The 23,265-nt window shown below is 67.3% G+C and carries 19 protein-coding genes; 14 read left to right on the plus strand and 5 right to left on the minus strand.

The genetic code is table 11. The annotated features are described in order from the left end of the window. The first annotated feature begins 73 nt into the window (after positions 1–73). From G4G71_RS03175 to G4G71_RS03225, 11 genes are all read left to right on the plus strand, one after another. Positions 74–1,501, plus strand: a complete 1,428-nt coding sequence (locus tag G4G71_RS03175) for an amino acid permease (RefSeq protein ID WP_169935371.1) — start codon at positions 74–76, stop codon at positions 1,499–1,501. 379 nt (positions 1,502–1,880) lie between these two features. Continuing rightward, the gene (locus G4G71_RS03180) at positions 1,881–2,669 is read left to right on the plus strand and encodes an enoyl-CoA hydratase/isomerase family protein (RefSeq protein WP_169935372.1); all 789 of its coding nucleotides are present in this window, start codon (positions 1,881–1,883) and stop codon (positions 2,667–2,669) included. A 17-nt stretch (positions 2,670–2,686) separates the two neighbouring features. Continuing rightward, positions 2,687–3,847, plus strand: coding sequence for an acyl-CoA dehydrogenase family protein (locus G4G71_RS03185; protein WP_054910338.1), 1,161 nt, complete (start codon positions 2,687–2,689; stop codon positions 3,845–3,847). 65 nt (positions 3,848–3,912) lie between these two features. Beyond that, positions 3,913–6,000: an acetate--CoA ligase family protein gene (locus tag G4G71_RS03190; protein WP_169935373.1), complete on the plus strand. Its 2,088-nt coding sequence runs from the start codon at positions 3,913–3,915 to the stop codon at positions 5,998–6,000. 263 nt (positions 6,001–6,263) lie between these two features. Beyond that, positions 6,264–7,874: a 5-guanidino-2-oxopentanoate decarboxylase gene (locus G4G71_RS03195; protein ID WP_169935374.1), complete on the plus strand. Its 1,611-nt coding sequence runs from the start codon at positions 6,264–6,266 to the stop codon at positions 7,872–7,874. 55 nt (positions 7,875–7,929) lie between these two features. Next, positions 7,930–9,120, plus strand: a complete 1,191-nt coding sequence (locus G4G71_RS03200; RefSeq protein WP_169935375.1) for a pyridoxal phosphate-dependent aminotransferase — start codon at positions 7,930–7,932, stop codon at positions 9,118–9,120. Further along, a complete protein-coding gene (locus G4G71_RS03205; protein WP_169935376.1) occupies positions 9,113–10,531 on the plus strand; it encodes an aldehyde dehydrogenase family protein in 1,419 nt (472 codons plus the stop codon). Before G4G71_RS03200 ends, G4G71_RS03205 begins: the two co-directional genes overlap by 8 nt. A gap of 291 nt (positions 10,532–10,822) precedes the next feature. Beyond that, positions 10,823–11,527 carry an NAD(P)H-dependent oxidoreductase gene (locus G4G71_RS03210; protein WP_169935377.1) on the plus strand — a complete coding sequence of 235 codons (705 nt, stop codon included), beginning with the start codon at positions 10,823–10,825 and terminating at the stop codon, positions 11,525–11,527. A 331-nt stretch (positions 11,528–11,858) separates the two neighbouring features. Then, positions 11,859–12,794 carry a LysR family transcriptional regulator gene (locus tag G4G71_RS03215; RefSeq protein WP_169935378.1) on the plus strand — a complete coding sequence of 312 codons (936 nt, stop codon included), beginning with the start codon at positions 11,859–11,861 and terminating at the stop codon, positions 12,792–12,794. A gap of 193 nt (positions 12,795–12,987) precedes the next feature. Next, a complete protein-coding gene (locus tag G4G71_RS03220; protein ID WP_024766827.1) occupies positions 12,988–13,182 on the plus strand; it encodes a hypothetical protein in 195 nt (64 codons plus the stop codon). A 388-nt stretch (positions 13,183–13,570) separates the two neighbouring features. Beyond that, the gene (locus G4G71_RS03225) at positions 13,571–14,575 is read left to right on the plus strand and encodes a hypothetical protein (protein WP_169935379.1); all 1,005 of its coding nucleotides are present in this window, start codon (positions 13,571–13,573) and stop codon (positions 14,573–14,575) included. Here G4G71_RS03225 and G4G71_RS03230 read toward each other — a convergent pair. Both G4G71_RS03230 and G4G71_RS03235 read right to left on the minus strand, forming a co-directional pair. After that, on the minus strand, positions 14,557–15,891 hold the full coding sequence (locus G4G71_RS03230; protein ID WP_169935380.1) for a sigma-54-dependent transcriptional regulator: 1,335 nt from the start codon (positions 15,889–15,891) through the stop codon (positions 14,557–14,559). The genes G4G71_RS03225 and G4G71_RS03230 overlap by 19 nt on opposite strands. Beyond that, positions 15,888–17,651 carry a sensor histidine kinase gene (locus G4G71_RS03235; RefSeq protein ID WP_169935381.1) on the minus strand — a complete coding sequence of 588 codons (1,764 nt, stop codon included), beginning with the start codon at positions 17,649–17,651 and terminating at the stop codon, positions 15,888–15,890. Before G4G71_RS03235 ends, G4G71_RS03230 begins: the two co-directional genes overlap by 4 nt. 103 nt (positions 17,652–17,754) lie before the next feature. Here G4G71_RS03235 and G4G71_RS03240 point away from each other — a divergent pair, with 103 nt between their 5' ends. Both G4G71_RS03240 and G4G71_RS03245 read left to right on the plus strand, forming a co-directional pair. Further along, on the plus strand, positions 17,755–18,633 hold the full coding sequence (locus tag G4G71_RS03240) for an alpha/beta fold hydrolase (RefSeq protein ID WP_024766831.1): 879 nt from the start codon (positions 17,755–17,757) through the stop codon (positions 18,631–18,633). Further along, positions 18,630–18,983 carry a DUF7079 family protein gene (locus G4G71_RS03245; protein ID WP_169935382.1) on the plus strand — a complete coding sequence of 118 codons (354 nt, stop codon included), beginning with the start codon at positions 18,630–18,632 and terminating at the stop codon, positions 18,981–18,983. The genes G4G71_RS03240 and G4G71_RS03245 overlap by 4 nt, the downstream gene beginning before the upstream one ends. Here G4G71_RS03245 and G4G71_RS03250 read toward each other — a convergent pair. Continuing rightward, positions 18,980–19,444 carry a DUF3301 domain-containing protein gene (locus G4G71_RS03250; RefSeq protein WP_420826004.1) on the minus strand — a complete coding sequence of 155 codons (465 nt, stop codon included), beginning with the start codon at positions 19,442–19,444 and terminating at the stop codon, positions 18,980–18,982. The two genes, G4G71_RS03245 and G4G71_RS03250, sit on opposite strands and share 4 nt — an antisense overlap. Before the next feature lie 147 nt (positions 19,445–19,591). Here G4G71_RS03250 and pdxY point away from each other — a divergent pair, with 147 nt between their 5' ends. Further along, complete coding sequence (gene pdxY / locus G4G71_RS03255) at positions 19,592–20,461, plus strand: pyridoxal kinase PdxY (protein WP_169935384.1); 870 nt, start codon at positions 19,592–19,594, stop codon at positions 20,459–20,461. Positions 20,462–20,831: 370 nt separating this feature from the next. Here pdxY and G4G71_RS03260 read toward each other — a convergent pair whose 3' ends face one another. Together G4G71_RS03260 and ybaL are read right to left on the minus strand one after the other, a co-directional pair. Next, the gene (locus G4G71_RS03260; RefSeq protein ID WP_024766834.1) at positions 20,832–21,416 is read right to left on the minus strand and encodes a YqaA family protein; all 585 of its coding nucleotides are present in this window, start codon (positions 21,414–21,416) and stop codon (positions 20,832–20,834) included. Positions 21,417–21,420: 4 nt separating this feature from the next. After that, entirely contained in the window at positions 21,421–23,124 is a 1,704-nt protein-coding gene (gene ybaL, locus G4G71_RS03265; protein WP_169935385.1) for a YbaL family putative K(+) efflux transporter, read from the minus strand. Between the last annotated feature and the right edge of the window lie 141 nt (positions 23,125–23,265).

Here is a 23,265-nt window from a genome sequence, read left to right on the forward strand (position 1 = left end):
TGATTGGAGATAACAATAATGATCCAACGTAGAGTTCCGCTCCGTCGCGCCCGCCGTTTCCCGGAGGTGCGCCATGTCTGAGTCCCATCACGCCCGTAGCGGCGAGAAGATCCAGCTCACCCGCGCGCTCAAGAGCCGCCACATCTTCATGCTGTCGCTGGGCGGCGTGATCGGCACCGGCCTGTTCATGGGCTCGGGCGTCACCATCAGCTCCGGCGGCCCGATGGGCGCCATCCTGGCTTACCTGGTCGCCGGCCTGCTGATGTACCTGGTGATGGTCTGCCTGGGCGAGCTGTCGGTGCAGATGCCCGTCTCCGGCTCCTTCCAGGCCCACGCCACGCGCTTCATCGGCCCGGCCACCGGGTTCATGATCGGCTGGGTCTACTGGATGAGCTGGGCCTCCACCGTCGGCCTGGAATTCACCGCCGCCGGCATGTTGATGACCCGCTGGTTCCCCGAAGTGCCGATCTGGCTGTGGTCGGGCTTCTTCGTGGTCGTGCTGTTCTCCCTCAACGCCCTGGCCACTCGCGCATTCGGTGAGGCCGAATACTGGTTCTCCGGGATCAAGGTCGCGGCCATCCTCGGCTTCATCGTGGTCGGCCTGCTGGTGATCTTCGGCGCCATTCCGCTGAACAGCGGCGAGGCCGCGCCGGGGCTGTCCAACCTGGTCGGCGATGGCTTGTTCCCCAACGGCCTGTCCGCCGTGTTCGCGGTGATGATGACGGTGGTCTACGCCTTCCAGGGCTGCGAGATCATGGGCGTCGCCGCCGGCGAGACCGACCAGCCGGAAAAGAGCATCCCGCGCGCCGTGCGCAACGTGGTGTTCCGCGTGCTGATCTTCTATGTGCTGGCGATCGCCGTGCTCTCCTGCATCGTGCCGTGGAAGCAGGCCGGGCTGATGGAAAGCCCCTTCGTGCAGGTGTTCGACATGGTCGGCATTCCCTACGCCGCCGATCTCATGAACTTCGTGATTCTCACCGCGATCCTCTCGGTGGGTAACTCCGGCCTCTACGCGTCGACCCGCATCCTCTGGGCCATGTCCAAGACCGGCATGGCGCCGCGCAAGCTGTCCAAGCTCAGCGCCCGTGGCGTGCCGCTCTACGCGCTGCTGATCAGCCTGGGCTTCGCCCTGCTCTCGCTGCTCACCAGCGTGGTCGCCGCCGATACTCTGTTCATGGTGCTGATGGCGGTAAGCGGGATGGCCGGCACCGTCACCTGGATCGTCATTGCCTACGCCCAGTACCGCTTCCGCCGCGAACACATGGCCAAGGGCGGCACCGTGGCCGACCTGAAGTACGCAGCGCCCTTGTTCCCGCTGATACCGCTGGCGTGCATCGCGATCTGCTGCTCGCTGTTCGTGTTCCTCGCCATGGACCCGACCCAGCGCCCGTCGCTGTACTGGGGCTTCGGCTTCATGGGCGCGTGCTACCTGGCGTACTACCTGCTCAAGCGCAAGCGTGGCCAGGTGCTGAGCGAGGAGGCGCTGCCGAGTATCGGTTGAGTCTTCCTGCATCCGAAAAGCCCCGCCTCGCGGGGCTTTTTCTTTGGCTCTTTGTAGGAGCGAGCTTGCTCGCGAACCCGCCCAGGGCCGGAGCTGCCGGAGGCCAATCGCGGACGGAGTCCGCTCCTACGCTCGCCGGTCAGGGAGCAGCGGACTCTGTCCGCGAAGGCCCGCAGGGCCGTTTGTTCGAAGTTGTAACAAGCTCTCGGGGAAAACCCTGTGGAAACCCCTCAGCCCCCGCGTCGCGCGGCCTTCCCGCCGTTCGGCGGCACGTTACAAGCCACCCATTCGGGTGGATTGCGAGCTTGCTGAACACTTGTTTAGTATTGGCTCCAACGCTTCATCCGCCTCAGCAAACGACTACAAGAACGAGGGCAGCATGACTCAGCCATCCCCACTCAGCCGGGTTCAGGACGGTATCGCCTGGATCACCCTGAACCGCCCCGAGCAGCGCAACGCGCTCGACGTCCCCACGCTCAAGTACCTGCTGGCCCTGTTTGACGCCTATGAGGCCGATGCGGCCGTGCGCGTCATCGTGCTGACCGGCGAAGGCCGCAGCTTCTGCGCCGGCGCCGACCTCGCCGAATGGGCCGAGGCCGAAGCCCGTGGCGAGCTGGAAACCTACGGCTGGACCGAAACCGCCCACGCCCTGATGCGCCGCCTGCACAGCCTGGACAAGCCGACCATCGCCGCTGTCAACGGCACTGCCGTCGGCGCCGGGATGGACCTGACCCTGTGCTGCGACTTCCGCATCGCCGGCGCCTCCGCGCGCTTCAAGGCCGGCTACACCGGCATGGCCTACTGCCCGGACGCTGGCGCCAGCTGGCACCTGCCGCGCCTGATCGGCAGCGAAGCGGCCAAGCGTCTGCTGTTCCTCGACGAACTGTGGAACGCCGAACGCGCGCTGAACGCCGGCCTGGTCGGCGAAGTGGTCGCTGATGATCAATTGCAGGCTCACGTCGGCGAGTTCGCCGCACGCCTGGCCGCTGGCCCGACCTACGCCTTCGGCCACACCAAGCGCCTGATCCGTGAAGGCGCCAGCCGCACCCTGGCCCAGCAGCTGGAAGCCGAACAGGCCGCCGGGCTGCTCTGCGGCCGCAGCGAAGATGCTGCCGAGGCGCTGCATGCCGTGGCCGAGAAACGCTCCCCCCAATTCAAAGGCCGCTGACGGCTGCAGGTGATGTGATGGATTTCCAACTGACCCAAGAACAGGAAATGCTCGTCGAGGCGGTCAAGGCTTTCGTCGAGAAGGAATTGCTGCCCTACGAAGAGGAAGTGGACCGCGCCGACGCGGTGTCCCCGGAGCTGGCCGCGAAGATTCGTGGCAAGGCCCTGGCAGCCGGCTTCTACGCTTTCAACATGCCCGAGGAAGTGGGCGGCGGCGGCCTGGACTACCTGTCCCAGGCGCTGGTCGAGCGCGAGCTGTCCAAGGTCTCCTGGGCGCTGCACGTGTTCGTTGCGCGGCCCTCGAAGATCCTCATGGCCTGCAAGGGTGAGCAGATCCAGAACTACCTGCTGCCGGTGGTACAGGGCGAGAAGATCGACTGCTTCGCCCTCACCGAGCCGGGCGCCGGCTCCGACGCCAACTCGATCAAGACCCGCGCCGTGCGTGACGGCGAGGACTTCGTGATCAACGGCTCCAAGCACTTCATCAGCCATGCCGGCCACGCCGACTTCGCCATTGTCTTTGCGGTAACCGACACCTTCGAGCGCAACGGCAAGAAGCGCAACGCCGTGACCGCCTTTCTGGTGGACAAGGGCACCGCCGGCATGACCGTGCGCCGTGGCCCGAAATGCGTGAGCAACAAGGGCTACCACACCTACGAAATCTTCTTCGACGACTGCCGCGTGCCAGCCTCCCAGGTCCTGGGCGAAGTCGACAAGGGCTGGGAAGTGGCCAACGCCTGGCTCACCGCCGGTCGTGTGATGGTCGCCGCCAACTGCGTCGGCCAGGCCCAGCGCGCGCTGGACCTGGCGCTGCAATGGTCCGCCGACCGCAAGCAGTTCGGTGCGGCCATCGGCAGCTACCAGGGCATCTCCTTCAAGCTCGCCGACATGGCCACGCAGATCCGCGCCGCCGAACTGATGACCCTGCACACCGCCTGGAAGATGGACCGCGGGACCATGACCGACGGCGAAGCCGGCATGGCCAAGCTGTTCGCCAGCGAAGTGCTGGGCAAGGTTGCCGACGAGACCGTGCAGATCTTCGGCGGCATGGGCCTGATGGACGAAGGCCCGGTGGAGCGCATCTGGCGCAACGCGCGGATCGAGCGCATCTGGGAAGGCACCTCGGAAATCCAGCGCCACATCATTTCCCGCGAACTGCTGCGTCCGCTGCTGCGCTGATTCCTTCGCCCCCTCTCCCTCTGGGAGAGGGCTGGGGTGAGGGATAGACAATGCCGAGATAAGACATGAAAAGAGAAAACCTCCAGCGCCTGTTGGCCCCCCGTCACGTCGCCTTCATCGGCGGCCGCAGCATGGCGCGCGCGCTCAAGCGCTGCGCCGAAGGCGGCTTCCCGGGTGCGATGTGGCTGGTCAACCCGCAATACGACGAACTCGAAGGCGTGCCCTGCGTGCGCAGCGTCGCCGACCTGCCCGAAGGCCCGGACGCGGTGTTCGTCGCCACCAACCGCGACCTGACCCTGCAGGCCGTCGCCGAGCTGGCTGCCAAGGATGCTGGCGGCGCCATCTGCTATGCCTCCGGCTTCGCCGAGACCGGCGCCGAAGGCGAAGCGCTGCAGCGCCGCCTGCTCGAATCCGCCGGCGACATGGCCCTGCTCGGCCCCAACTGCTACGGCCTGCTCGACTACCTGCACGGCTCCGCGCTGTGGCCGGTGGCCCATGGTGGGCACATGGTCGAGAAGGGCGTGGCGGTGCTCACCCAGAGCGGCAACTTCGCCTACAACCTGTCCATGAGCGACCGCTCGCTGCCCATCGCCTACATGGCCTCGGTGGGCAACCAGGCGCAGCTGGGCGTGGCCGAACTGATGGACGTGCTGCTCGACGAGCCGCGCGTGACCGCCATCGGCCTGCACCTGGAAGGCCTGAAGAACGTTCCCGGTTTCGCCCGCGCCGCCTTCAAGGCGCTGCAGAAAGGCATCCCGGTGATTGCGCTGAAGACCGGCGTTTCCGAGATCGGCGCCGAGCTCGCGCTCAGCCACACCAGCTCCCTGGCCGGCTCCGATGCGCTTTACGACGCTCTGTTCGACCGCCTCGGGGTCATCCGCGTCAGCGGCCCGGTGAGCTTCATCGAAACCCTGAAAGCCGCCGCCTGCGGCAACCTGCCGGCCGGCCCCAGCCTCGCCGCGCTGGCCTGCTCCGGCGGTGATGCCGGGCTGATCGCCGACTACGCCGAACGCAACGGCCTGAGCCTGCCAAAACTGGTCGACGCACAGCGTACCGAGCTGGCGCAGGTGCTGCCGGACTACGCCAACATCGCCAACCCGCTGGACTTCACCACCGCCATCTGGGGCGACGGCCCGGCGCTGGAGCGCATGCTCGACAGCGCCCTGCAGACTCAAGCCGACGCCGCCCTGCTGGTGCTGGATTACCCCGGCGAAGAGACCGGCGAACGCCCGCAGTGCGATCTGCTGCTGGAGCTGTACTGCGCCGCGCTGGAGCGCCACGGCAAGGTCGGCTTCATCGCCTCCGCGTTGCCGGAACTGCTGCCCAGGCACGCCCGCGAACTGCTGCACTCCCACGGCGTTGCCGCGCTGCAAGGCGTGGAAGACGGACTCGCCGCCTGGGGCCGCATCGCCCATTACCGCCAGCGCCGCGAAGCGCTGCTGGCCCGTGGCGAAGCCGCACTGGTGCCGCTCTGCCCGCAGGCGCTGGAAGGCGAAGGCCGCCTGCTGGACGAGTGGCAATCCAAGCAGGCGCTGAAACCTTTCGGCCTGCCGCTGCCACGCGCCGCGCTGAGCACACCGACTCAGGCCCGTGAAGCGGCCGCCGATGTCGGCTTCCCGCTGGCGTTGAAAGTGGTCAGTGCGCAACTGCCGCACAAGACTGAAGCCGGCGGTGTGGCGCTCAACCTGCGCAACGAGGCGGCGCTGGAAGCAGCACTGTTCGACATGCGCGAGAACATCGCCCGCCACGCACCCAAAGTGCCGTTCGATCAGGTGCTGCTGGAGCGCATGGCCAACCCGCCGCTGGCCGAGCTGATCGTTGGCATCAAGCGCGAGAACGGTTTTGGTCTGGCGCTGGTGCTGGGCGCCGGCGGCATCCTCGTCGAGCTGCTCAAGGACAGCCGCAGCCTGCTGCTGCCGACCACCGACGCGGCGATCCGCGATGCCCTGCTGAGCCTGCGCAGCGCACCGCTGCTCACCGGCTTCCGTGGCCGTGCGGCGGTGAATCTGGAGGCGCTGGTGGAGGCGATCCGCGCGGTGGCCGACTACGCCTGTGAACACGTGGACAACCTGCTGGAACTGGACGTGAACCCGCTGCTGGCAGACGCCGATGGCGCCGTGGCGGTGGATGCGCTGATCCGCGTCGCCGAATGAACACTCCGTGCCCTGTAGGAACGAGGGGGACGCCCAGTCCTTGCTCGCGAACAAACCCCGCTGCGGGGCGTGGTTCGCGAGCAAGCTCGCTCCTACAAAGAGCAGTTCGGTGCTTGAAGGAAGAACACGAACGCTCCCCTCTCCCGCTTGCGGGAGAGGGGGCAAAAAAAGCGGCGCACGCCGGACACTCGGCGTAGGCCCCCACGAGTAGGGCGAATAACCGCTTGCGGTTATCCGCCGAAGAACAGTTCGGGAGATCGTTAATGCAAAACGACAAAACCCTCACCGGCGGCCAGGCTCTGGTACGCCTGCTGGCCAACTATGGCGTCGACACCGTGTTCGGCATTCCCGGTGTGCACACCCTGGAGCTGTACCGCGGCCTGCCCGGCAGCGGCATCCGCCACGTGCTGACCCGCCACGAGCAGGGTGCCGGCTTCATGGCCGACGGCTACGCACGCGTCAGCGGCAAGCCGGGCGTGGCCTTCATCATCACCGGCCCGGGGGTGACCAACGCCGCCACCGCCATCGGCCAGGCCTACGCCGACTCGATCCCGATGCTGGTGATCTCCAGCGTCAACCACACCGCCAGCCTGGGCAAGGGCTGGGGCTGCCTGCACGAGACCCAGGACCAGCGCGCGATGACCGCGCCGATCACCGCATTCTCCGCCGTCGCCCTGAGCGCCGAGGACCTGCCCGAACTGATCGCCCGCGCCTTCGCCGTATTCGACAGTGAGCGCCCGCGCCCGGTGCACATCTCGGTGCCGCTGGACGTACTCGCCAACCCCGTCGCCCGCGACTGGACCCATGAAGTCGTGCGCCGCGCCGGCCGCGGCCAGCCCAGCGTCGAGGCGCTCCAGCAGGCTGTGGATAAACTCAAGACCGCCCAGCGCCCGATGATCATCGCTGGCGGCGGCGCGCTGCATGCCGCCGATGCCCTGGCCGCGCTGAGCGAGCGCCTGGCCGCGCCGCTGTTCACCAGCGTCGCCGGCAAAGGCCTGCTGGCGCCGGAAGCGCCGCTCTCTGCTGGCGCCACCCTGTGCACCCAGGCCGGTTGGGACATGATCGCCGAGGCCGACGTGGTCCTGGCCATCGGTACCGAGATGGCCGACACCGACTTCTGGCGCGACCGCCTGCCGGTCAACGGCGAAGTGATCCGCGTCGATGTCGACTCGCGCAAGTTCAACGACTTCTACCCGAGCGCCGTGGCGCTGCTGGGCGATTCGAAAGCCACCGCCGAAGCCCTGCTCGCTGCGCTGCCGAGCGCAGCCCGTGAGGCGGCGAAAGCGCAGTCGCGGATCGCCGAACTGCGCGCGCAGATCGACGGCGGCCACGCGCCGCTGCAACTTATCCACAAGTCGATTCTGGAGCGCATCGCCAAGGTCCTGCCGGACAACGCCTTCATTGCCAGCGACATGACCCAACTGGCCTACACCGCCAACTACCTGTACCCGAGCAAGGCGCCGCGTGGCTGGCTGCACCCCACCGGCTACGGCACCCTCGGCTACGGCGTGCCCGCCGGCATCGGCGCCAAGTTCGGTGCGCCGGAGCGTCCCGGCCTGGTGCTGGTGGGCGACGGCGGCTTCCTCTACACCGCGCAGGAACTGGCCACCGCCACCGAAGAGCTGGACAGCCCGCTGGTGGTGCTGCTGTGGAACAACGATGCGCTGGGGCAGATCCGCGACGACATGATCGGCCTGGATATCGAGCCCATCGGCGTCCTGCCGCGCAACCCGGACTTCGCCCTGCTCGGCCGCGCCTACGGCTGCGAGATGCGCCAGCCGCAGAGCCTGGACGAACTGGAGCGCGACCTGCGCAGCGGCTTCGCCCATCCGGGTGTGACCCTGATCGAACTGAAGCACGCCTGCGTCCAGTAGGACCTGTTGCACCCGCCGGGGCCCCTGGGCCCTGGCGCCATGAAGGATGAACACCATGCGCTACTCGAACTTCACCCAACGCATCGCCGGCGACGGCGCCGCCGCCTGGGACATCCACTACCGCGCCCTGGCGCGCATGGAGCAGGGCGACGACATCCTGCTGCTGTCGGTGGGCGACCCGGACTTCGATACCCCGGTGCCCATCGTCCAGTCGGCCATCGACAGCCTGCTGGCCGGCAACACCCATTACGCCGATGTGCGCGGCAAGCGCTCGCTGCGCGATGCCATCGCCAGCCGCCATACCCAGCGCAGCGGTCAGGCCGTCACCGCCGACGACGTGGTCGTGCTTGCCGGCGCCCAGTGCGCGCTGTATGCCGTGGCGCAGTGCGTGCTCAACCCCGGCGACGAAGTGATTGTCGCCGAGCCGATGTACGTCACCTACGAAGCGGTGTTCGGCGCCTGTGGCGCCAAGGTCATCCCGGTGTCGGTGCGCTCCGAGCATGGCTTCCGCGTGCAGGCCGAGGACGTTGCCGCGCTGATCACCCCGCGCACCCGCGCCCTGGCCATCAACAGCCCGCACAACCCGTCCGGCGCCAGCCTGCCGCGCGCCACCTGGGAGAAGCTCGCCGAGCTGTGCGTGAAAAATGACCTGTGGATGATCTCCGACGAGGTCTACAGCGAGCTGCTGTTCGACGGCGAACACATCAGCCCCGCGAGCCTGCCGGGCATGGCCGAGCGCACCGCGACCCTCAACAGCCTGTCGAAATCCCACGCCATGACCGGCTGGCGCGTGGGCTGGGTGGTCGGCCCGCGCGAGCTCTGCGCGCACCTGGAAAACCTCGCCCTGTGCATGCTCTACGGCTCGCCGGACTTCATCCAGGACGCCGCCTGCACCGCGCTGGAAGCCAGGCTGCCGGAACTGGAAGCCATGCGTGAAGCCTACCGCCAGCGCCGCGACCTGGTGCTCGACTGCCTGGCTGACTGCGTTGGCGTGCGCGCCCTGCGCCCGGATGGCGGCATGTTCGTGATGGTGGATATCCGCGCCACCGGACTCTCCGCCCAGGACTTCGCCGACGTGCTGCTGGAACGCCACGGCGTCTCCGTGCTGGCCGGCGAAGCCTTCGGCCCCAGCGCCGCCGGGCACATCCGCCTGGGCCTGGTGCTCGGCGCCGAGCCGCTGCGCGAAGCCTGCCGCCGCATCGCCCTGTGCGCCGCCGAACTGCTCAAGGAAAAACGCTATGCATGACCGTACGCAGCTCTACATCGACGGCGCCTGGGTGGCGCCGCAAGGGCAGGGCGTGGCCGAGGTGCAGAACCCGGCCACCGAGGAATGCGTCGGCCGCGTGCCGCTGGGCGGCGAAGGCGACGTGAACCGCGCGGTGGATGCCGCCCGCCGTGCCTTCCCGGCCTGGTCGCAAACGCCGTCCCACGTGCGCGCCGGCTACATCCGCGCCCTCGCCGAACAACTGAAGAACCGCGCCGACGAAATGGCCGCGCTGATCACCGCCGAGCTGGGCATGCCGGTGCAGTGGTGCCGGATGGTGCAGGTCGACGGGCCGATCGAGGGCCTGGAAAGCTACGCCGCGATGGCCGCGCACATGGACGAAGTGCGCGAGGTCGGCAACTCGCTGATCGTCAAGGAAGCGGTGGGCGTCTGCGCCTTCATCAACCCCTGGAACTACCCGCTGCACCAGCTGATCGGCAAGCTCGCCCCGGCCCTGGCCGCCGGCTGCACCGTGGTGGTCAAGCCGAGCCAGGACACCCCGCTGCACGCCTTCCTGCTCGCCGAAATGGTCCACGCCATCGGCCTGCCTGCCGGCGTGTTCAACCTGGTCAGCGGCCCCGGCTCCAAGGTCGGCGAAGCGCTGGCGCGGCACCCGGACGTGGACATGGTCTCCTTTACCGGTTCCACCGGTGCGGGCGTCAAGGTCTCCGAAGCCGCGGCGCCAACGGTCAAGCGCGTGTGCCTGGAGTTGGGCGGCAAGTCGCCGTTCCTGATCACCGCCGATGCTGACCTCGCCGCCGCCGTGCGCCACGGCGTGCAGGACGTGATGATCAACTCCGGGCAGACCTGCACCGCACTCACGCGCATGCTGCTGCCGGCCCATCGCTATGCCGAAGCCGTGGAAATCGCCCGTGCCGAAACCCTCGCGCTGAAGATGGGCGACCCGCTGGACGCCGACAGCTTCCTCGGCCCGATGTGCTCGGGTGGCCAGCGTCGTACCGTGCTCGATTACCTTCGCGTCGGCAAGGAAGAGGGCGCGCAACTGGTCTGCGGCGGCGCCGAACGCCCGGCTCATCTGGAGCGCGGGCACTATGTGCAGCCGACGATCTTTGCCGGGGTGAATAACCAGATGCGCATCGCCCGCGAGGAAATCTTCGGTCCGGTGCTGTGCCTGATTCCCTATGCCGATGAAGCAGAAGCCATCGCTATCGCCAATGACTCGCCGTTCGGCCTGTCCAGCGCTGTCTGGGCGGGCGATCGCGAAGATGGCCTGCGCCTCGCCCGGCAGATGCGCGCCGGCCAATGCTTCGTCAACGGCGGTGCCTTCAACTACCGTGCGCCTTTCGGCGGCTACAAGCAGTCCGGCAACGGCCGCGAATGGGGCGAGCAGGGCTTGCACGAGTTCGTCGAGCTCAAGGCCATTCAACTCTGAGCGCCTGAACAGCACCCTCTCCCCAGCCCTCTCCCGCAAGCGGGAGAGGGAGCCGTCCGGCGTTTCTGGGATGACAGGGAGTCAGCCGGGGAGCACGGGATTCGCTACTTCCGCCGAACAGACTTCTCTCCCAGGCGGGGCAGGAACAACAGCGCTTCGGTGCCATCGGCAGGCGATGGTGCAGAAGGATCAACACGAGTACTCCCTCTCCCTTCAGGGAGAGGGCTGGGGAGAGGGTGCCGAGCAAGCACACCGATCCGCCAAGAATCGCCTTTCTGGCCAGGAATCCATATGAACGTACTGATCGTCCACGCCCACAACGAACCGCAATCCTTCAGCACCGCGCTGTACCAGCTCGCCGAGGAAACCCTCCGCGGCCAGGGCCACGAAGTGCAGGTCTCCGACCTCTACGCGATGAACTGGAACCCGGTGGCCAGCGCCGCCGACTTCGGCGCCCGCGCCAACCCCGAATACCTGGTCTACGCCCTGGAGCAGCGCGAAGGCGCCAAGGCCAAGACCATCGCCGCCGACATCCAGGCCGAGCTGGACAAGCTGCTCTGGGCGGACCTGGTGATCTTCAACTTCCCGATCTACTGGTTCTCCGCACCGGCCATCCTCAAGGGCTGGTTCGACCGCGTGCTGGTTTCCGGCGTCTGCTACGGCGGCAAGCGCTTCTATGACCAGGGCGGCCTGGCCGGTAAGAAGGCGCTGGTCAGCGTGACCCTGGGCGGCCGTGACCACATGTTCGGCGACGGTGCCATCCACGGCCCGCTGGAAGACATGCTGCGGCCGATCCTGCGCGGAACCCTGGCCTACACCGGCATGAGCGTGCTGCCGCCGTTCGTGGCCTGGCATGTGCCCTACATCAGCAACGACGCGCGCCAGGACTTCCTGCGCCAGTACCAGGACCGTCTGCATAACCTGGAGAACGACCAGCCGCTGGAGTTCGTGCGCCTGGAGCAGTTCGACGAGCGCCTCTACCCGCTGCCGCGCTAGGCGCTTTTCTACAAGTTCTGTCCTCTGCCCGGTGTAATGGCTTGCGCCTGGCAATCAGCTGGCCAGAAACGAAAAAGGGCGGCCATCCGAAGAAGGCCGCCCCTGGAGAAAGAGTCAGTCGCTGCAGCCAGGTATGCGCGGGGGAGAGGACCGTCGATTGGTGTATCGGCGGCCGTACGATGAGCCTGGTATGCCCAACGTTGCTGCAGCGACTTGTCCGGCACTATACGTGGTAACAATCGCTAAAAAACGACCCTATACTGCGATTCAGTTTTGCGGCGCGGACAATAATTGTCGTCGTTTCCTACAAGACGGATAAGCAGGGGGAAGGATGGACGTACTTCACGCGATGCGGGCTTTCGTCCGGGTGGTGGATGCTGGCAGTTTCACCGCCGCCGCCAACGCCCTGGGATTGTCCACCGCCCAGGTCTCGCGCGTGGTTTCCGACCTTGAATCGCAACTCGAAGCGCGCCTCCTGCACCGCACGACAAGACGCCTGGCGCTGACCGAAACCGGCGAGCGCTACCTGCTGCGCTGCCGGGAAATCCTCGCCGACGTCGAAGAGGCCGAAGCCGAGGCCAGCGGCGCACACCTCAAACCGCGTGGCCGGCTGCGCGTGCATTCGCTCACCGGCCTCGGCCAGCAGCACCTGATCCCGCTGATCTCGCGCTACTGCGAGTCCTTTCCCGAGGTCTACATCGAGCTGACCCTGGCCCAGCGCCAGCCGGACATCCTCGAGGAAGGCCAGGACGTGGTGATTACCCGCGACCGAGAACTGCCCGACTCCGAATTCGTCGCCCAGACCCTGGGCACCATCTACAGCGTGCTCTGTGCCAGCCCCGAATACCTCAAGCGGCGCGGCACCCCGACCAGCGTCGCCGACCTGCACCAGCACCAGTGCCTGCGCTTGCAGGACCCGACCTTCCCCGAGGGCTGGGCCTTCGAGGAGGGCAATGAGGAGAGCGTGATCCGCCCGCGTGACACCTTCATGGTCAATGTCGCCGAGGCGCTGACCGGCTCGGCCGCCGCCGGCATGGGCATCTGCCTGCTGCCCAGTTACGTCGCCGCGCCTGCGTTGCGTCGCCGCTCGCTGGTGCGCGTGCTGCCCCGGCACAGCCTGCACGTGAGGCACATCTACGCGCTTTACCCGTCGCGGCGCTTCCTCGACGCGAAGATCCGCACCTGGGTCGAATTCCTCAAGATGGAATTGCCGAAGATGTTCGAAGAGGACGAAGCAGCGCTCAACGATCCCGTCAACTGGGCATAAGGCCATCTCGGACTTTGGGCGCTAGCGCGGCGGATCGTCGCAGCCGCTCTATATCAATGTTCTCGGACGATCGGCGCGGATTGTTGCTTTTTAGGCAATGCTTTGTTGGTTAGCTAGCTATTTTTCTACCCACTGTTGCGCCGTAACCTTTCTTCAACCCCGACCAATCGGGTGTTCAGAAAGGATCACCGTCATGTCCCGTTCGCTTTATGTTGCTGCCCTGCTGTCCGTCTGCTCGCTGTCCTTCACCCAGCTGAGCTTCGCCGAAGAATCGCGCCTGATGACCGACAAGATGGTCAAGGCCAACGAAGCAGTGATCGCCCAGCAGCAGGCCCAGTCCGCCGAGCAGACTGCCAAGGCCGCTGCCAGCAGCAACGCCGATTCCTGATCGGCCGCTTCCCCCGGGAAGTCCGGAGCGTGAGCCGGGCTTCTCAACACCTTGCGCCGCATACGATATGCGGCGTTTTTTTTGCCTGCGTTTCCGCCACCGGAAAGGCGACTGTTACAGATGCTGTAACAGTCTTTCGCCGCCAGTGATCTGTATTCCTGTCTTATCGGTCAATATACTTGACCCAACAGCGCGGCTTTCGAGCGGCGCCGTTACCGGCCTCACCGCCGGCAAGCTTCCCGACGCCGATTCTTGATTGCTCCAGATCGACGTCCGTCTCAAGGCCGCTGCTGTCAGCGGCCTTTTTTTATGCCTGTGGAAAAGCGCCGGCGGGCTGGTAGGCTGGGCACACTCCGCGCCGCAGGCCGGATTCGACAAGGATGCCGAGATGACCAGTGACAATCCCTTTGCGACACCCCAGGCACCGCTCACCGCGCCGATAGCCGCTGTGGCATCGGTCGGCCGCGAGCCCCTGCAGTTCGTCGCCGCCATGATCGTGGCCGCGGCCGTGGTGTTCTTCGGCAGCAATGCCGTGCAGTGGATACTCAACCTGGGCAGCTACCGCGAACGCCTGCCACAGTACTTGCCAACCATGCTGGCGAACTGGCTGGGTGGGCTGGTGTTTTATGCCGCGGCAGTCCTGCTGCTGGTGCATTACCAGCGTGAGCGCCACGGTATTGCGCGCTTCCAGCCGCTGGCCGGGCTGCTGGTAGGTTTCGGCGTGGCCTATCTGATCGCCACCATGGTCGTCAGCACGGCGGTCTCCTACCTGAGCGTGTCTTTCTACCAGTGGGCGTTCGAGCAGGGCTCCCGGACCCTCTGGATAGCCCTGTATGGCCAGATCAATTCGCTGATCAACCTGGCCCTGGGTTGCCTCCTGCCGCTCTGGCTGGTGCTGCACCTGGCGCGCTCGCGGTGTGAACCGATGGCGCCGGGCCAAGCCGTCGCGCTGCCGTCCTGGCATGTGGCGCTGGCGATTGCGCTGTGCTTCACCGCAGTGATCTACAAGCTGTTCACGGCACTCGGCTACGGAGCGCTCTACCTTTACAGCGGCGCTGACGGCTGGCAGTCGGTATTCATGCTGTCGAGCTGCGTACTGCCTTTCGTCATCGTAATGACGGCCGTGCGGACTCGCCTGCCCGCCCGGCTCTCGCGCTTCGCCGCCGGCCGCGTGCTGGCCTGCGCGCTGGTGCTGCTGGCGCTGTGGGTGATCGCAATCGTGCTGGCGTCGGTCCTGGTGGCCTTCGCCGCCTACAGCTCGCTCAACTCCAGCAGCCTGCCGCTCTACCTGCTGCCGCCAGCGATCCTGCTGCTCGCACTGCTCTGGCCGCTGGCGCGCTGGTGTACCGGCTGGTTCTTCGCCGAGCAGATGGCTCAGTCCTCGCCCAGGTAATCCCCACGGCTTAGCCCATGGCGCTGCATCTTCTCGTTGAGGGTGCGGCGCGGCAGGCCGAGCAGTTCCATCACCGCCTTGATGTCGCCCTTGCACTGGCCCAGCGCCTGGCGGATGCACTGTGCCTCGTAGGCTTCCATGCGCTCGAACAGGCCGTTGCCGGCGGGCGCTTCCGGCAGCTCGGCGCGGTCCAGGCCGAGCACGTGGCGCTCGGCGGCGTTGGCCAGTTCGCGGACGTTGCCCGGCCAGTCGTGGGCGAGCAGGCGGGCCAGTTGGGTTGCCGAGAGCGGCACGGCTTCGCGGCCGAACTTCTCGCTGGCCAGCAGCGCGTAGTGCTCGAACAGCAGCGGGATGTCCTCGCGGCGTTCTCGCAGGGGCGGCAGGCGCAGCTCGGCGACGTTCAGGCGATAGACGAGGTCCTCGCGGAAGCGCCCGGCGCGGGCCGCTTCCAGCAGGTCCGGTTTGGTGGCGGCGATCACCCGCAGGTCGACCTTGATGCTCTGGTTCGAACCCAGGCGTTCCAGCTGCTGTTCCTGCAGCACGCGCAGCAGCTTCACTTGCTGGGCCAGCGGCATGCTTTCGATCTCGTCGAGGAACAGGCTGCCGCCGTTGGAGTGCTCCAGCTTGCCGATGCGCTTGCCCTGGGCGCCGGTGAAGGCGCCGCTTTCGTGGCCGAACAGTTCGGTCTCGAACAACTGCTCGGGGATCGCCGCGCAGTTCAGCGCGACAAAAGGCTTGCCGGCGCGTGGGCCGAAGTCGTGCAGGCAACGCGCGACCAGTTCCTTGCCGCTGCCAGTGTCGCCACGGATCAGCACGTTCACCGGCGTACCGGCCAGCGCCATGATCTGCCGGCGCAGGGTTTCCATCGGCCGCGAGACACCCAGCAGGCGCGATTCGATCTGGTCCTTGAGCGCCGCCTGTTCGCGCAGCTGACGGTTCTCCTGTACCAGCCGGCGTTTCTCCAGGGCGCGGCGCAGGCTGTCGAGCAGGCGCTCGGGGGTGAAGGGTTTCTCGATGAAGTCGTAGGCGCCCTGGCGCATCGCCTGGACCGCCATGGGCACGTCGCCGTGGCCGGTGACCATGATCACCGGCAGGTCGCGGTCGAGCTGCTGCAGGCGGTCGAGCAGCGCCAGGCCGTCGGTGCCGGGCATGCGCACATCGCTGATGACCACGCCGGGCAGCTCGCGGGCGACGCTTTTCAGGCACTCGTCGGCGCTGCTGCACAGGCGCACTTCGAAGCCGGAGAGTTGCAGCCACTGCTGCACGGCGTCGCGGATGGCGGCTTCGTCGTCGACGAAGAGAATGGTCTCGCTCATGGTCTGGATTCTTCGCTGGCGGCCGGCAGGCTGAGCCGGAATACGGCGCCGCCGGAAGGCTGGTTGGCGGCGCCGAGGCGCCCGCCGAGTTCGTGGACGATGCCGTAGGATACCGCCAGCCCCAGGCCCAGTCCTTCGCCTACCGGCTTGGTGGTGAAGAAGGGGTCGAAGACGCTGGCCAGGTGCGCCTCATCGATGCCCGGCCCGTTGTCGGCGACTTCCAGGCACCAGTGTTCGTCGTCGCGGCGCAGGGTCAGCTCGATGCGCGGCTGGGCGCTGTTGGCCACTGCGTCCAGGGCGTTGCGGATCAGGTTGACCAGCACCTGTTCCAGGCGGATCGCGTCGCCCAGTACCCAGGCCGGGGATTCCAGCGCCTGGCGGATGTCCACGCCTTCGGTACGGATGCGCACGGCCAGCAGTTGCAGCGCCTGCTCGACCACGTGGCCCAGTTCGATGCGCTCGCGCAGGCCGCCGGGGGTCTTGCGGGCGAAGGTCTTCAGGTGGCCAGTGAGCGCAGCCATGCGTTCGAGCAGTTCGTCCACGCGCACCAGCGCGGCGCGGGCGTCGTCCTGGCGGCCGGCGTCCAGCAGCAGGCGCACGCTGGCCAGCTGCATGCGCTGGGCGGTGAGCGGCTGGTTGATCTCGTGGGCCAACGCGGCGGACATCTGCCCCAGCGCGGCCAGCTTGGCGGCCTGTACCAGGCCGTCCTGGGCGGTGCGCAGGGCGGCGGTACGTTGCTCGACCAGACGCTCCAGCTCTTCCTGATTGCGCTGGCGCAGGCGGGCGAGGCGGCGCCGCTGCTGCAGCCAGAGGACGAGGAATACCAGCGCCATCCACGCGCCGGCGGCGGCCAGGCGGGCGCTGGTGACGTCCGACTGCACGCCGCGGGTGTCGCGCAGCAGGTGCAGGGTCCAGTCTTCTTCCGGCAGGCCGACCGATTGCCAGAGGTAGTCGCCGCTGATTTCCTGGCCGTCGACGCGGACCATGCGCGCATGCTCGCCAAGGCTTTCCAGCATCCGGTGCGGCAACGCGCTGAGCGGCTGCCTGTGGTATTGGCGGGTATCGGCCAGCTCCGCGCGGGCCACCGCGTCCAGCGGCATCAGCTCGCGGTAGCGCCAGCGCGGGTGGTTGGCGAGGAACACCACGCCCTTGCTGTCGCTTACCAGCACCACGTCCGGGGTCTGGCTCCACTGTCGTTCGAGGTCGGGAAACTCCAGCTTGACCACGATGGCGCCGAGGAAGTTGCCCGCGTCGTCACTCAGTGCGTTGGACAGGAAGTAGCCGGGAATCCCGGTGGTCACGCCGACCGCGTAGAAGCGCCCGGCGCCCTGGGCGATGGTCTGGCGAAAGTACGGACGAAAGCTGTAGTTGTGGCCGACGTAGCTGGTCGGCAGGTTCCAGTTGCTGGCGGCCACGGCGAGGCCGGTGCGGTCCAGCAGCTCCAGCGTCGACGAGCGTGCCGCGCCGTTGATTTCCTGCAGCTTGAGGTTGAGCCGGTGCTGCACCTCGTCCGTCAGCGGGCCTTGCATGGCCGCGCGCAGTTCCGGGTCCAGCGCCAGCACGGAGGGAATGCTGCGGAAGCGCTCGATCAGGGTATGCAGGGAACTGGCGTAGAGGCCCAACTGCTCATGGGCAGTTTCCGCCTCGGCCAGCAGCGCGCGGTGCCGCGCCTTCTCGCCCGCCCAGAACACCGACAGCACCAGCCCGGCCAGCAGGAACAGGCAGATCAGCAGCAGGCGAAGGGGGCGGGTAGGCGACATGTTCGACGGTGTTCGACCAAGGGTCGGCGACAATAGCATGACCGCGCGCTGGTCCGGCGCCCCGCTGCCTCGCTAAACTGCCGCATCCCGATGGAGAGCTTCGATGCAGTTGTCGTCCTGGACCCACGAAGGGTCCGCCGGTTTCACCCTGCGCGGCTGGCGCAGCGAGCCCAGCGGCAAGCCGCTGCTGCACTTCCTGCATGGCAACGGCTTCTGTGGCCGCGCCTACGAGCCGATGCTGAAAGTCCTGGCGGAGGATTTCGACCTCTGGCTGTGCGACGTCCAGGGCCACGGCGACAGTGACCACGGCGGGCGTTTCCATGGCTGGAACCGCAATGCCGAGATGGCGGTTGAGGCCTTCCAGGCCGGCAACAAAGCCTTTGGCGACGTGCCGCACTACGCCGCCGGGCACAGCTTTGGCGGCGTGCTCACCAGCCTGATCCTCGGCCGTCATCCCGAGCTGTTCCGCCGCGCGGTGCTGCTCGACCCGGTGCTCTTCACCCCGGCGATGATCGGCGTGATGGCGCTCTCCGAAGTACTCGGCCTGCACAAGCGCCGCACCATGGTGCAGAAGGCGCGCTCACGGCGCAGCCAGTGGCCGGACCGCGAGGCGGCCTACGCCGGCCTGCACGGACGCGGCATCTTCAAGGGCTGGACCGACGCTGCGCTCCGGGCCTACGTGGAGAACGCGATGAAGCGCACCGAAGCAGGTGTCGAACTGAAATGCCGGCCCAGCCGCGAGGCGGAAATCTTCAGTTCCTTCCCCAAGCGGCTGTGGCCTTCGCTGGGCAAGGTAGTGACGCCGACCCAGGTACTTTTCGGCGAGCGCACTTATCCGTTCGTGCCCAAGTCCGTGGCGCGCTGGTGTGCTTCGAACACGGTGGTGAGTGGCCAGTGCGTCGACGGCGGCCACTGCTTCATGCAGGAGTTTCCCGAAGACAGCGCCGAGCGCGTGTCGCGCTTCCTGCTGGGCCACGAATGAACGACCCGGCCCGCGAGTCCGTCTGGCTGGCGCTGTCCGAGCTGTGGCTGGACACGGAGCTGGACGAGGCTGATCTCGCTACCATCGCGAGCACCCTGGCGATCAGCGGCTATGCCGTGGAGGAGCTGGAGGCGATCTACCGGCTGGAAGTGGCGCCGGCGGTCTGGGGCAATGCCTGGGTGACGGCTGGCGTGTGGGACGGGTTCGATCCCGACTGGCTGTTCGAAGCCTGCCGGCGCAACCAGCAACGGCGTCGTTCGCCCTGGCATCGGCTGCGCTGTCGTGTGTTACGGCGTGCAATGACCTATGCCACCGAGGAGCACTGGCGGGCGATCCGCGCGCAGCTCTAGTCGCCGACCTTCTTGCCCTGGTGCGCGCGGCGCCATTCGTCCAGGCGCACGACTTCTGCCTTGGCGCGCGGCGGTGCAGGGGTGTCGTCGAAGACCGCGTCGACTATCTCTTCGTCCACCGGCTGCGCGGCGGGATGGAAGGTGGCGACCGGCGAGTCCGGCATGCGCGGCTCGGGCTCCATGCGGAACGGCGCCAGCTCGACGCGGCCCAGGTGCTGGCCGAACATGGCGATAGTGCCGGCGTAGCGTTCCTGGCCGGTGGCGGTGAACTCGAAGGCGTATTCGCGGGCCAGGCGCAGGTTGCCCCGGCCGTCGCGCTGGAAGCGGAAGCGCTGCAGGGCCATGGCGTCATCGAGCAGTTCCACGCCCTCGCGCGCGCAGTGCTGCTTGGCCAGGGCCAGCGCACGCTCGCGGATGCCATGGGCGCGCCACCACCAGGCGGCGCCCGCGACAACCAGCATGAAAATGAAAAGATTGCCCAGGTCCACTTCGGCTTCCTCGGAATCGGCGCATCAGCTTACTCACTCCGCCGCCGGGCGGCGAGAGGCGGATGTTCACAGCGTGTGAATTGCGCCCCATACTGCCCCATTCTGTAGCAGGACACCGTTATGCCGCGCACTCCCCACGTTCTCGCCATCCAGTCCCACGTCGTCTTCGGCCACGCCGGCAACAGCGCCGCCGAGTTCCCCATGCGACGCGTCGGGGTGAACGTCTGGCCGCTGAACACCGTGCAGTTCTCCAACCATACCCAGTATGGCCACTGGACGGGCCAGGTGCTGCCGCCGGAGCAGATTCCGGCGCTGGTGGACGGTATCGCTGCCATTGGCGAACTGGGCAATTGCGACGCGGTGCTGTCGGGCTACCTGGGCAGTGCGGCGCAGGGCCGTTCGATCCTCGAAGTGGTACGCCGCATCCGTGAGGTGAACCCGCGTGCGGTGTACCTGTGCGACCCGGTGATGGGCCATCCGGAAAAGGGCTGCATCGTCGCCCCGGAAGTCGGTGAATTCCTGCTCCACGAAGCCGCCGCCGTGGCCGACTATCTGTGCCCGAACCAGCTGGAGCTGGACAGCTTCTGCGACCGCCAGCCGACCTCCCTGGAAGATTGCGCGGCGATGGCCTGTGGCCTCCTCGTGCGTGGCCCGAAGGCGATCCTGGTGAAGCACCTGAACTACCCCGGCAAGCCGGCGGATGCCTTCGAGATGCTGCTGGTGACCCTCGACGAGACCTGGCACCTGCGCCGCCCGCTGCTGGCCTTCCCGCGCCAGCCGGTAGGCGTGGGTGACCTGACCTCGGGCCTGTTCCTTGCCCGCCTGCTGCTGGGTGACGATCTGCGCAGCGCCTTCGAATTCTGCGCCGCCGCGGTGCATGAAGTGTTGCTGGAGACCCAGGCCTGCGGCAGCTACGAGCTGGAGCTGGTGCGCGCCCAGGACCGCATCGCCCATCCGCGGGTGAAGTTCGAGGCGGTGAAGCTGGGGTGATTCTCCGACTTCCCTTGCCGGAACAACGGTCTTTGCCTGTTACCTGGTGCTGGGGATTTCCCTCTCCCTAACCCTCTCCCTGAAGGGAGAGGGGACTGTCCTGAGCTGCAGAACAGTCAGAAGCTCGCCGGCTGACTCTGTCGAGCTGCCGGACGCCGGACGGCTCCCTCTCCCTTCAGGGAGAGGGCTGGGGAGAGGGCAGGCCACTGCGCCGGAACCTGAGCTGTAGGAGTGAGGGGGACGCCATCGTTATTGCTCGCGAACAGATCTCCCGGCAGCTTTGGCGCTGGGCGGTTCGCGAGCAAGCTCGCTCCTACACAATCCCGCCTGCCGCCTGCCGCCTGCCGCCTGCCGCCTGCCGCCTGCCGCCTCAGAGCATGTACTTGCCCAGCAGCAAGCCGCCCACCACCATCGCGGTGAGCAGGCCGAACGCCAGCCCCAGGCGTTTCTCGATGGCCTCGCGCAGCGCCGGGCCGGCCCAGAACAGCAGGGCGCAGGTCGCTGCGAAGCGCAGGGTACGCGCCACCACGCTCAGGGCGATGAACAGGACGAGATCGAGCTGGGTCACCCCGCTGGTCAGGGTGATCAGCTTGTAGGGCAGCGGGGTGAAGCCGCCGCCCAGCAGCACCATCAGCCAGCCGAGCTCGTTGTAGCGCTCGGCGACCTCGGCGAAGTTCTCCTGCAGGCCATAGAAGGCGAGGATCGCCTGGCCCACCGTCTCGAACAGCAGCAGGCCGATGAAGTAGCCGGCGATGCCGCCCAGCACCGAACTGACGATGCAGATCGCCGCGTAGCGCCAGGCCTTGGCGCGGTTGGCCAGCACCATCGGCACCAGCAGCGCATCCGGCGGGATGGGGAAGAACGAGCTCTCGGCGAAGGTCACTCCGCCCAGCGCCAGCTCCGCCCGCGGATGGCCCGCCAGGCGCATGGTCCAGTCGTACAGCCGGCGCAGCATGGCGTCAGGCCGACTGCGGCAGGTGGTCGTCGCCCGGCGCCGGGGCGGCGTCCTCGCGTTCGACCCGCTCGACCATGCCGCGGGCGATTTCGCGCTCGCCCATGATCACCAGGCTGGCGCCATTCTGCTCCAGGTAATCCACCTCGGCGTCAAAGTGGGCGCGGGCGATGATGTCCAGGTCCGGGTTGATCGCCCGCGCGTGGCTGGCAATGGTCCCGGCCTCGAAGCCGTTGGGAATGGCGATCAGCAGCCAGCGCGCCGAAGTGATGTTGGCCTGGGTCAGCACATCGGGATTGGCGGCATTGCCCACCACCACGCAGAGGCCGTGCTCGCGCAGTTCGGCGGCCTTCTCGCGCTTGTCCTCGATGACCACCACCGGCACCTTGTCCTTGCGCAGCCGTTCGCTCACCAGCGCGCCGACGCGGCCGTGGCCGATGAGGATGGCGTGGTTGTGCTCCAGCACCGGCGGCGGCAGGTCCTGGGGCTCCACCTGGACCACGCCGGGCTCGCTCTCGGCCTTCTGCTCCTGGCGCGCCTGCAGGCGGTCGATGGCGATGAACAGCAGTGGGTTGACCAGGATCGACAGAATCGCGCCGGCCAGTACCAGGTCGCGACCGGCTTCGGGCAGCAGGTTAAGGGTCACGCCCAGGCCGACCAGGATGAAGGAGAACTCGCCAATCTGCGCCAGGCTGGCGGCGATCGTCAGCGCGGTACTGTTGGGATGGCCGAACATGCGCACGATGACATAGGCAGCGACCGACTTGCCGAAGACGATGACCAGGAAGGTCGCCAGCACCGGCAGCGGTTCCTGGACCAGGATCGCCGGGTTGAACAGCATGCCCACCGAGACGAAGAACAGCACGGCGAAGGCGTCGCGCAGCGGCAGCGAGTTCTCGGCGGCCTCGTGGCTCAGCTCGGACTCGTTGAGGATCATCCCGGCGAAGAAGGCGCCGAGGGCGAACGAGACGCCGAAGATCACCGCCGAGCCGTAGGCGATGCCCAGGGCTATGGCCAGCACGGCGAGGGTGAACAGCTCGCGCGAGCCGGTCTTGGCCACGCGCTCCAGCACCCAGGGCACGAAGCGCCGGCCACCGACAATCATCACCGCGACGAAGGCGGCAACCTTGCCCAGGGTCAGCAGGATTGGCATCAGCAGGCCGCCGTCGCCACCGTCGGAGGTGCCGCCCAGGGAGCCGGCCAGCGCCGGCAGCAGGACCAGAGTGAGAACCATCGCCAGGTCCTCGACGATCAGCCAGCCAATGGCGATGCGCCCGCGCTTGGTGTCGATCAGCTGGCGCTGCTCCAGCGCGCGCAGCAGCACGACGGTACTGGCCACCGACAGCGCCAGGCCGAAGACCAGCCCCCCGCCGAAGTTCCAGCCCATCATCCACGCAAGGCCCAGGCCGAGCAGGGTGGCGACGCCGATCTGCACCACCGCACCGGGGATGGCGATGGCTTTCACCGACAGCAGGTCCTTGAGCGAGAAGTGCAGGCCGACGCCGAACATCAGCAGGATCACGCCCAGTTCGGCGATTTCCACGGACAGTGCCTGGTCGGCGACGTAGCCGGGGGTGAACGGCCCGGCCAGCACGCCGGCGAGCAGGTAGCCCACCAGCGGCGAGATACGCAGGCGGTTGGCCAGGGCGCCGAGGACGAAGGCCAGCACGAAGCCGACGGCGAGGGTGGTCAGTAACGGGGTGTGATGCATGGTCTGGGCTCCGGGCACTCAGGGAGCGGCCGGACTGCGTATCAGCACCTGGCCGCTCGACGGTGGGTCACGGGGGCAAACCCGCGTGTGAAAAGTTTAGGCGTAGTAATGATTTCCTACCTTGCTTTCACGCAAGGGTAA

This window comes from Pseudomonas multiresinivorans (assembly GCF_012971725.1).
GTDB classification, from domain to species: Bacteria; Pseudomonadota; Gammaproteobacteria; order Pseudomonadales; family Pseudomonadaceae; genus Pseudomonas; species Pseudomonas multiresinivorans.

Bases quoted from the DNA above. Each gene is read 5' to 3' on its own strand.
- G4G71_RS03175 (WP_169935371.1), top strand. From the start codon at position 74: ATGTCTGAGTCCCATCACGCCCGTAGCGGCGAGAAGATCCAGCTCACC.
- G4G71_RS03180 (WP_169935372.1), top strand. From the start codon at position 1,881: ATGACTCAGCCATCCCCACTCAGCCGGGTTCAGGACGGTATCGCCTGG.
- G4G71_RS03185 (WP_054910338.1), top strand. From the start codon at position 2,687: ATGGATTTCCAACTGACCCAAGAACAGGAAATGCTCGTCGAGGCGGTC.
- G4G71_RS03190 (WP_169935373.1), top strand. From the start codon at position 3,913: ATGAAAAGAGAAAACCTCCAGCGCCTGTTGGCCCCCCGTCACGTCGCC.
- G4G71_RS03195 (WP_169935374.1), top strand. From the start codon at position 6,264: ATGCAAAACGACAAAACCCTCACCGGCGGCCAGGCTCTGGTACGCCTG.
- G4G71_RS03200 (WP_169935375.1), top strand. From the start codon at position 7,930: ATGCGCTACTCGAACTTCACCCAACGCATCGCCGGCGACGGCGCCGCC.
- G4G71_RS03205 (WP_169935376.1), top strand. From the start codon at position 9,113: ATGCATGACCGTACGCAGCTCTACATCGACGGCGCCTGGGTGGCGCCG.
- G4G71_RS03210 (WP_169935377.1), top strand. From the start codon at position 10,823: ATGAACGTACTGATCGTCCACGCCCACAACGAACCGCAATCCTTCAGC.
- G4G71_RS03215 (WP_169935378.1), top strand. From the start codon at position 11,859: ATGGACGTACTTCACGCGATGCGGGCTTTCGTCCGGGTGGTGGATGCT.
- G4G71_RS03220 (WP_024766827.1), top strand. From the start codon at position 12,988: ATGTCCCGTTCGCTTTATGTTGCTGCCCTGCTGTCCGTCTGCTCGCTG.
- G4G71_RS03225 (WP_169935379.1), top strand. From the start codon at position 13,571: ATGACCAGTGACAATCCCTTTGCGACACCCCAGGCACCGCTCACCGCG.
- G4G71_RS03230 (WP_169935380.1), bottom strand. From the start codon at position 15,891: ATGAGCGAGACCATTCTCTTCGTCGACGACGAAGCCGCCATCCGCGAC.
- G4G71_RS03235 (WP_169935381.1), bottom strand. From the start codon at position 17,651: ATGTCGCCTACCCGCCCCCTTCGCCTGCTGCTGATCTGCCTGTTCCTG.
- G4G71_RS03240 (WP_024766831.1), top strand. From the start codon at position 17,755: ATGCAGTTGTCGTCCTGGACCCACGAAGGGTCCGCCGGTTTCACCCTG.
- G4G71_RS03245 (WP_169935382.1), top strand. From the start codon at position 18,630: ATGAACGACCCGGCCCGCGAGTCCGTCTGGCTGGCGCTGTCCGAGCTG.
- G4G71_RS03250 (WP_420826004.1), bottom strand. From the start codon at position 19,444: ATGCTGGTTGTCGCGGGCGCCGCCTGGTGGTGGCGCGCCCATGGCATC.
- pdxY (WP_169935384.1), top strand. From the start codon at position 19,592: ATGCCGCGCACTCCCCACGTTCTCGCCATCCAGTCCCACGTCGTCTTC.
- G4G71_RS03260 (WP_024766834.1), bottom strand. From the start codon at position 21,416: ATGCTGCGCCGGCTGTACGACTGGACCATGCGCCTGGCGGGCCATCCG.
- ybaL (WP_169935385.1), bottom strand. From the start codon at position 23,124: ATGCATCACACCCCGTTACTGACCACCCTCGCCGTCGGCTTCGTGCTG.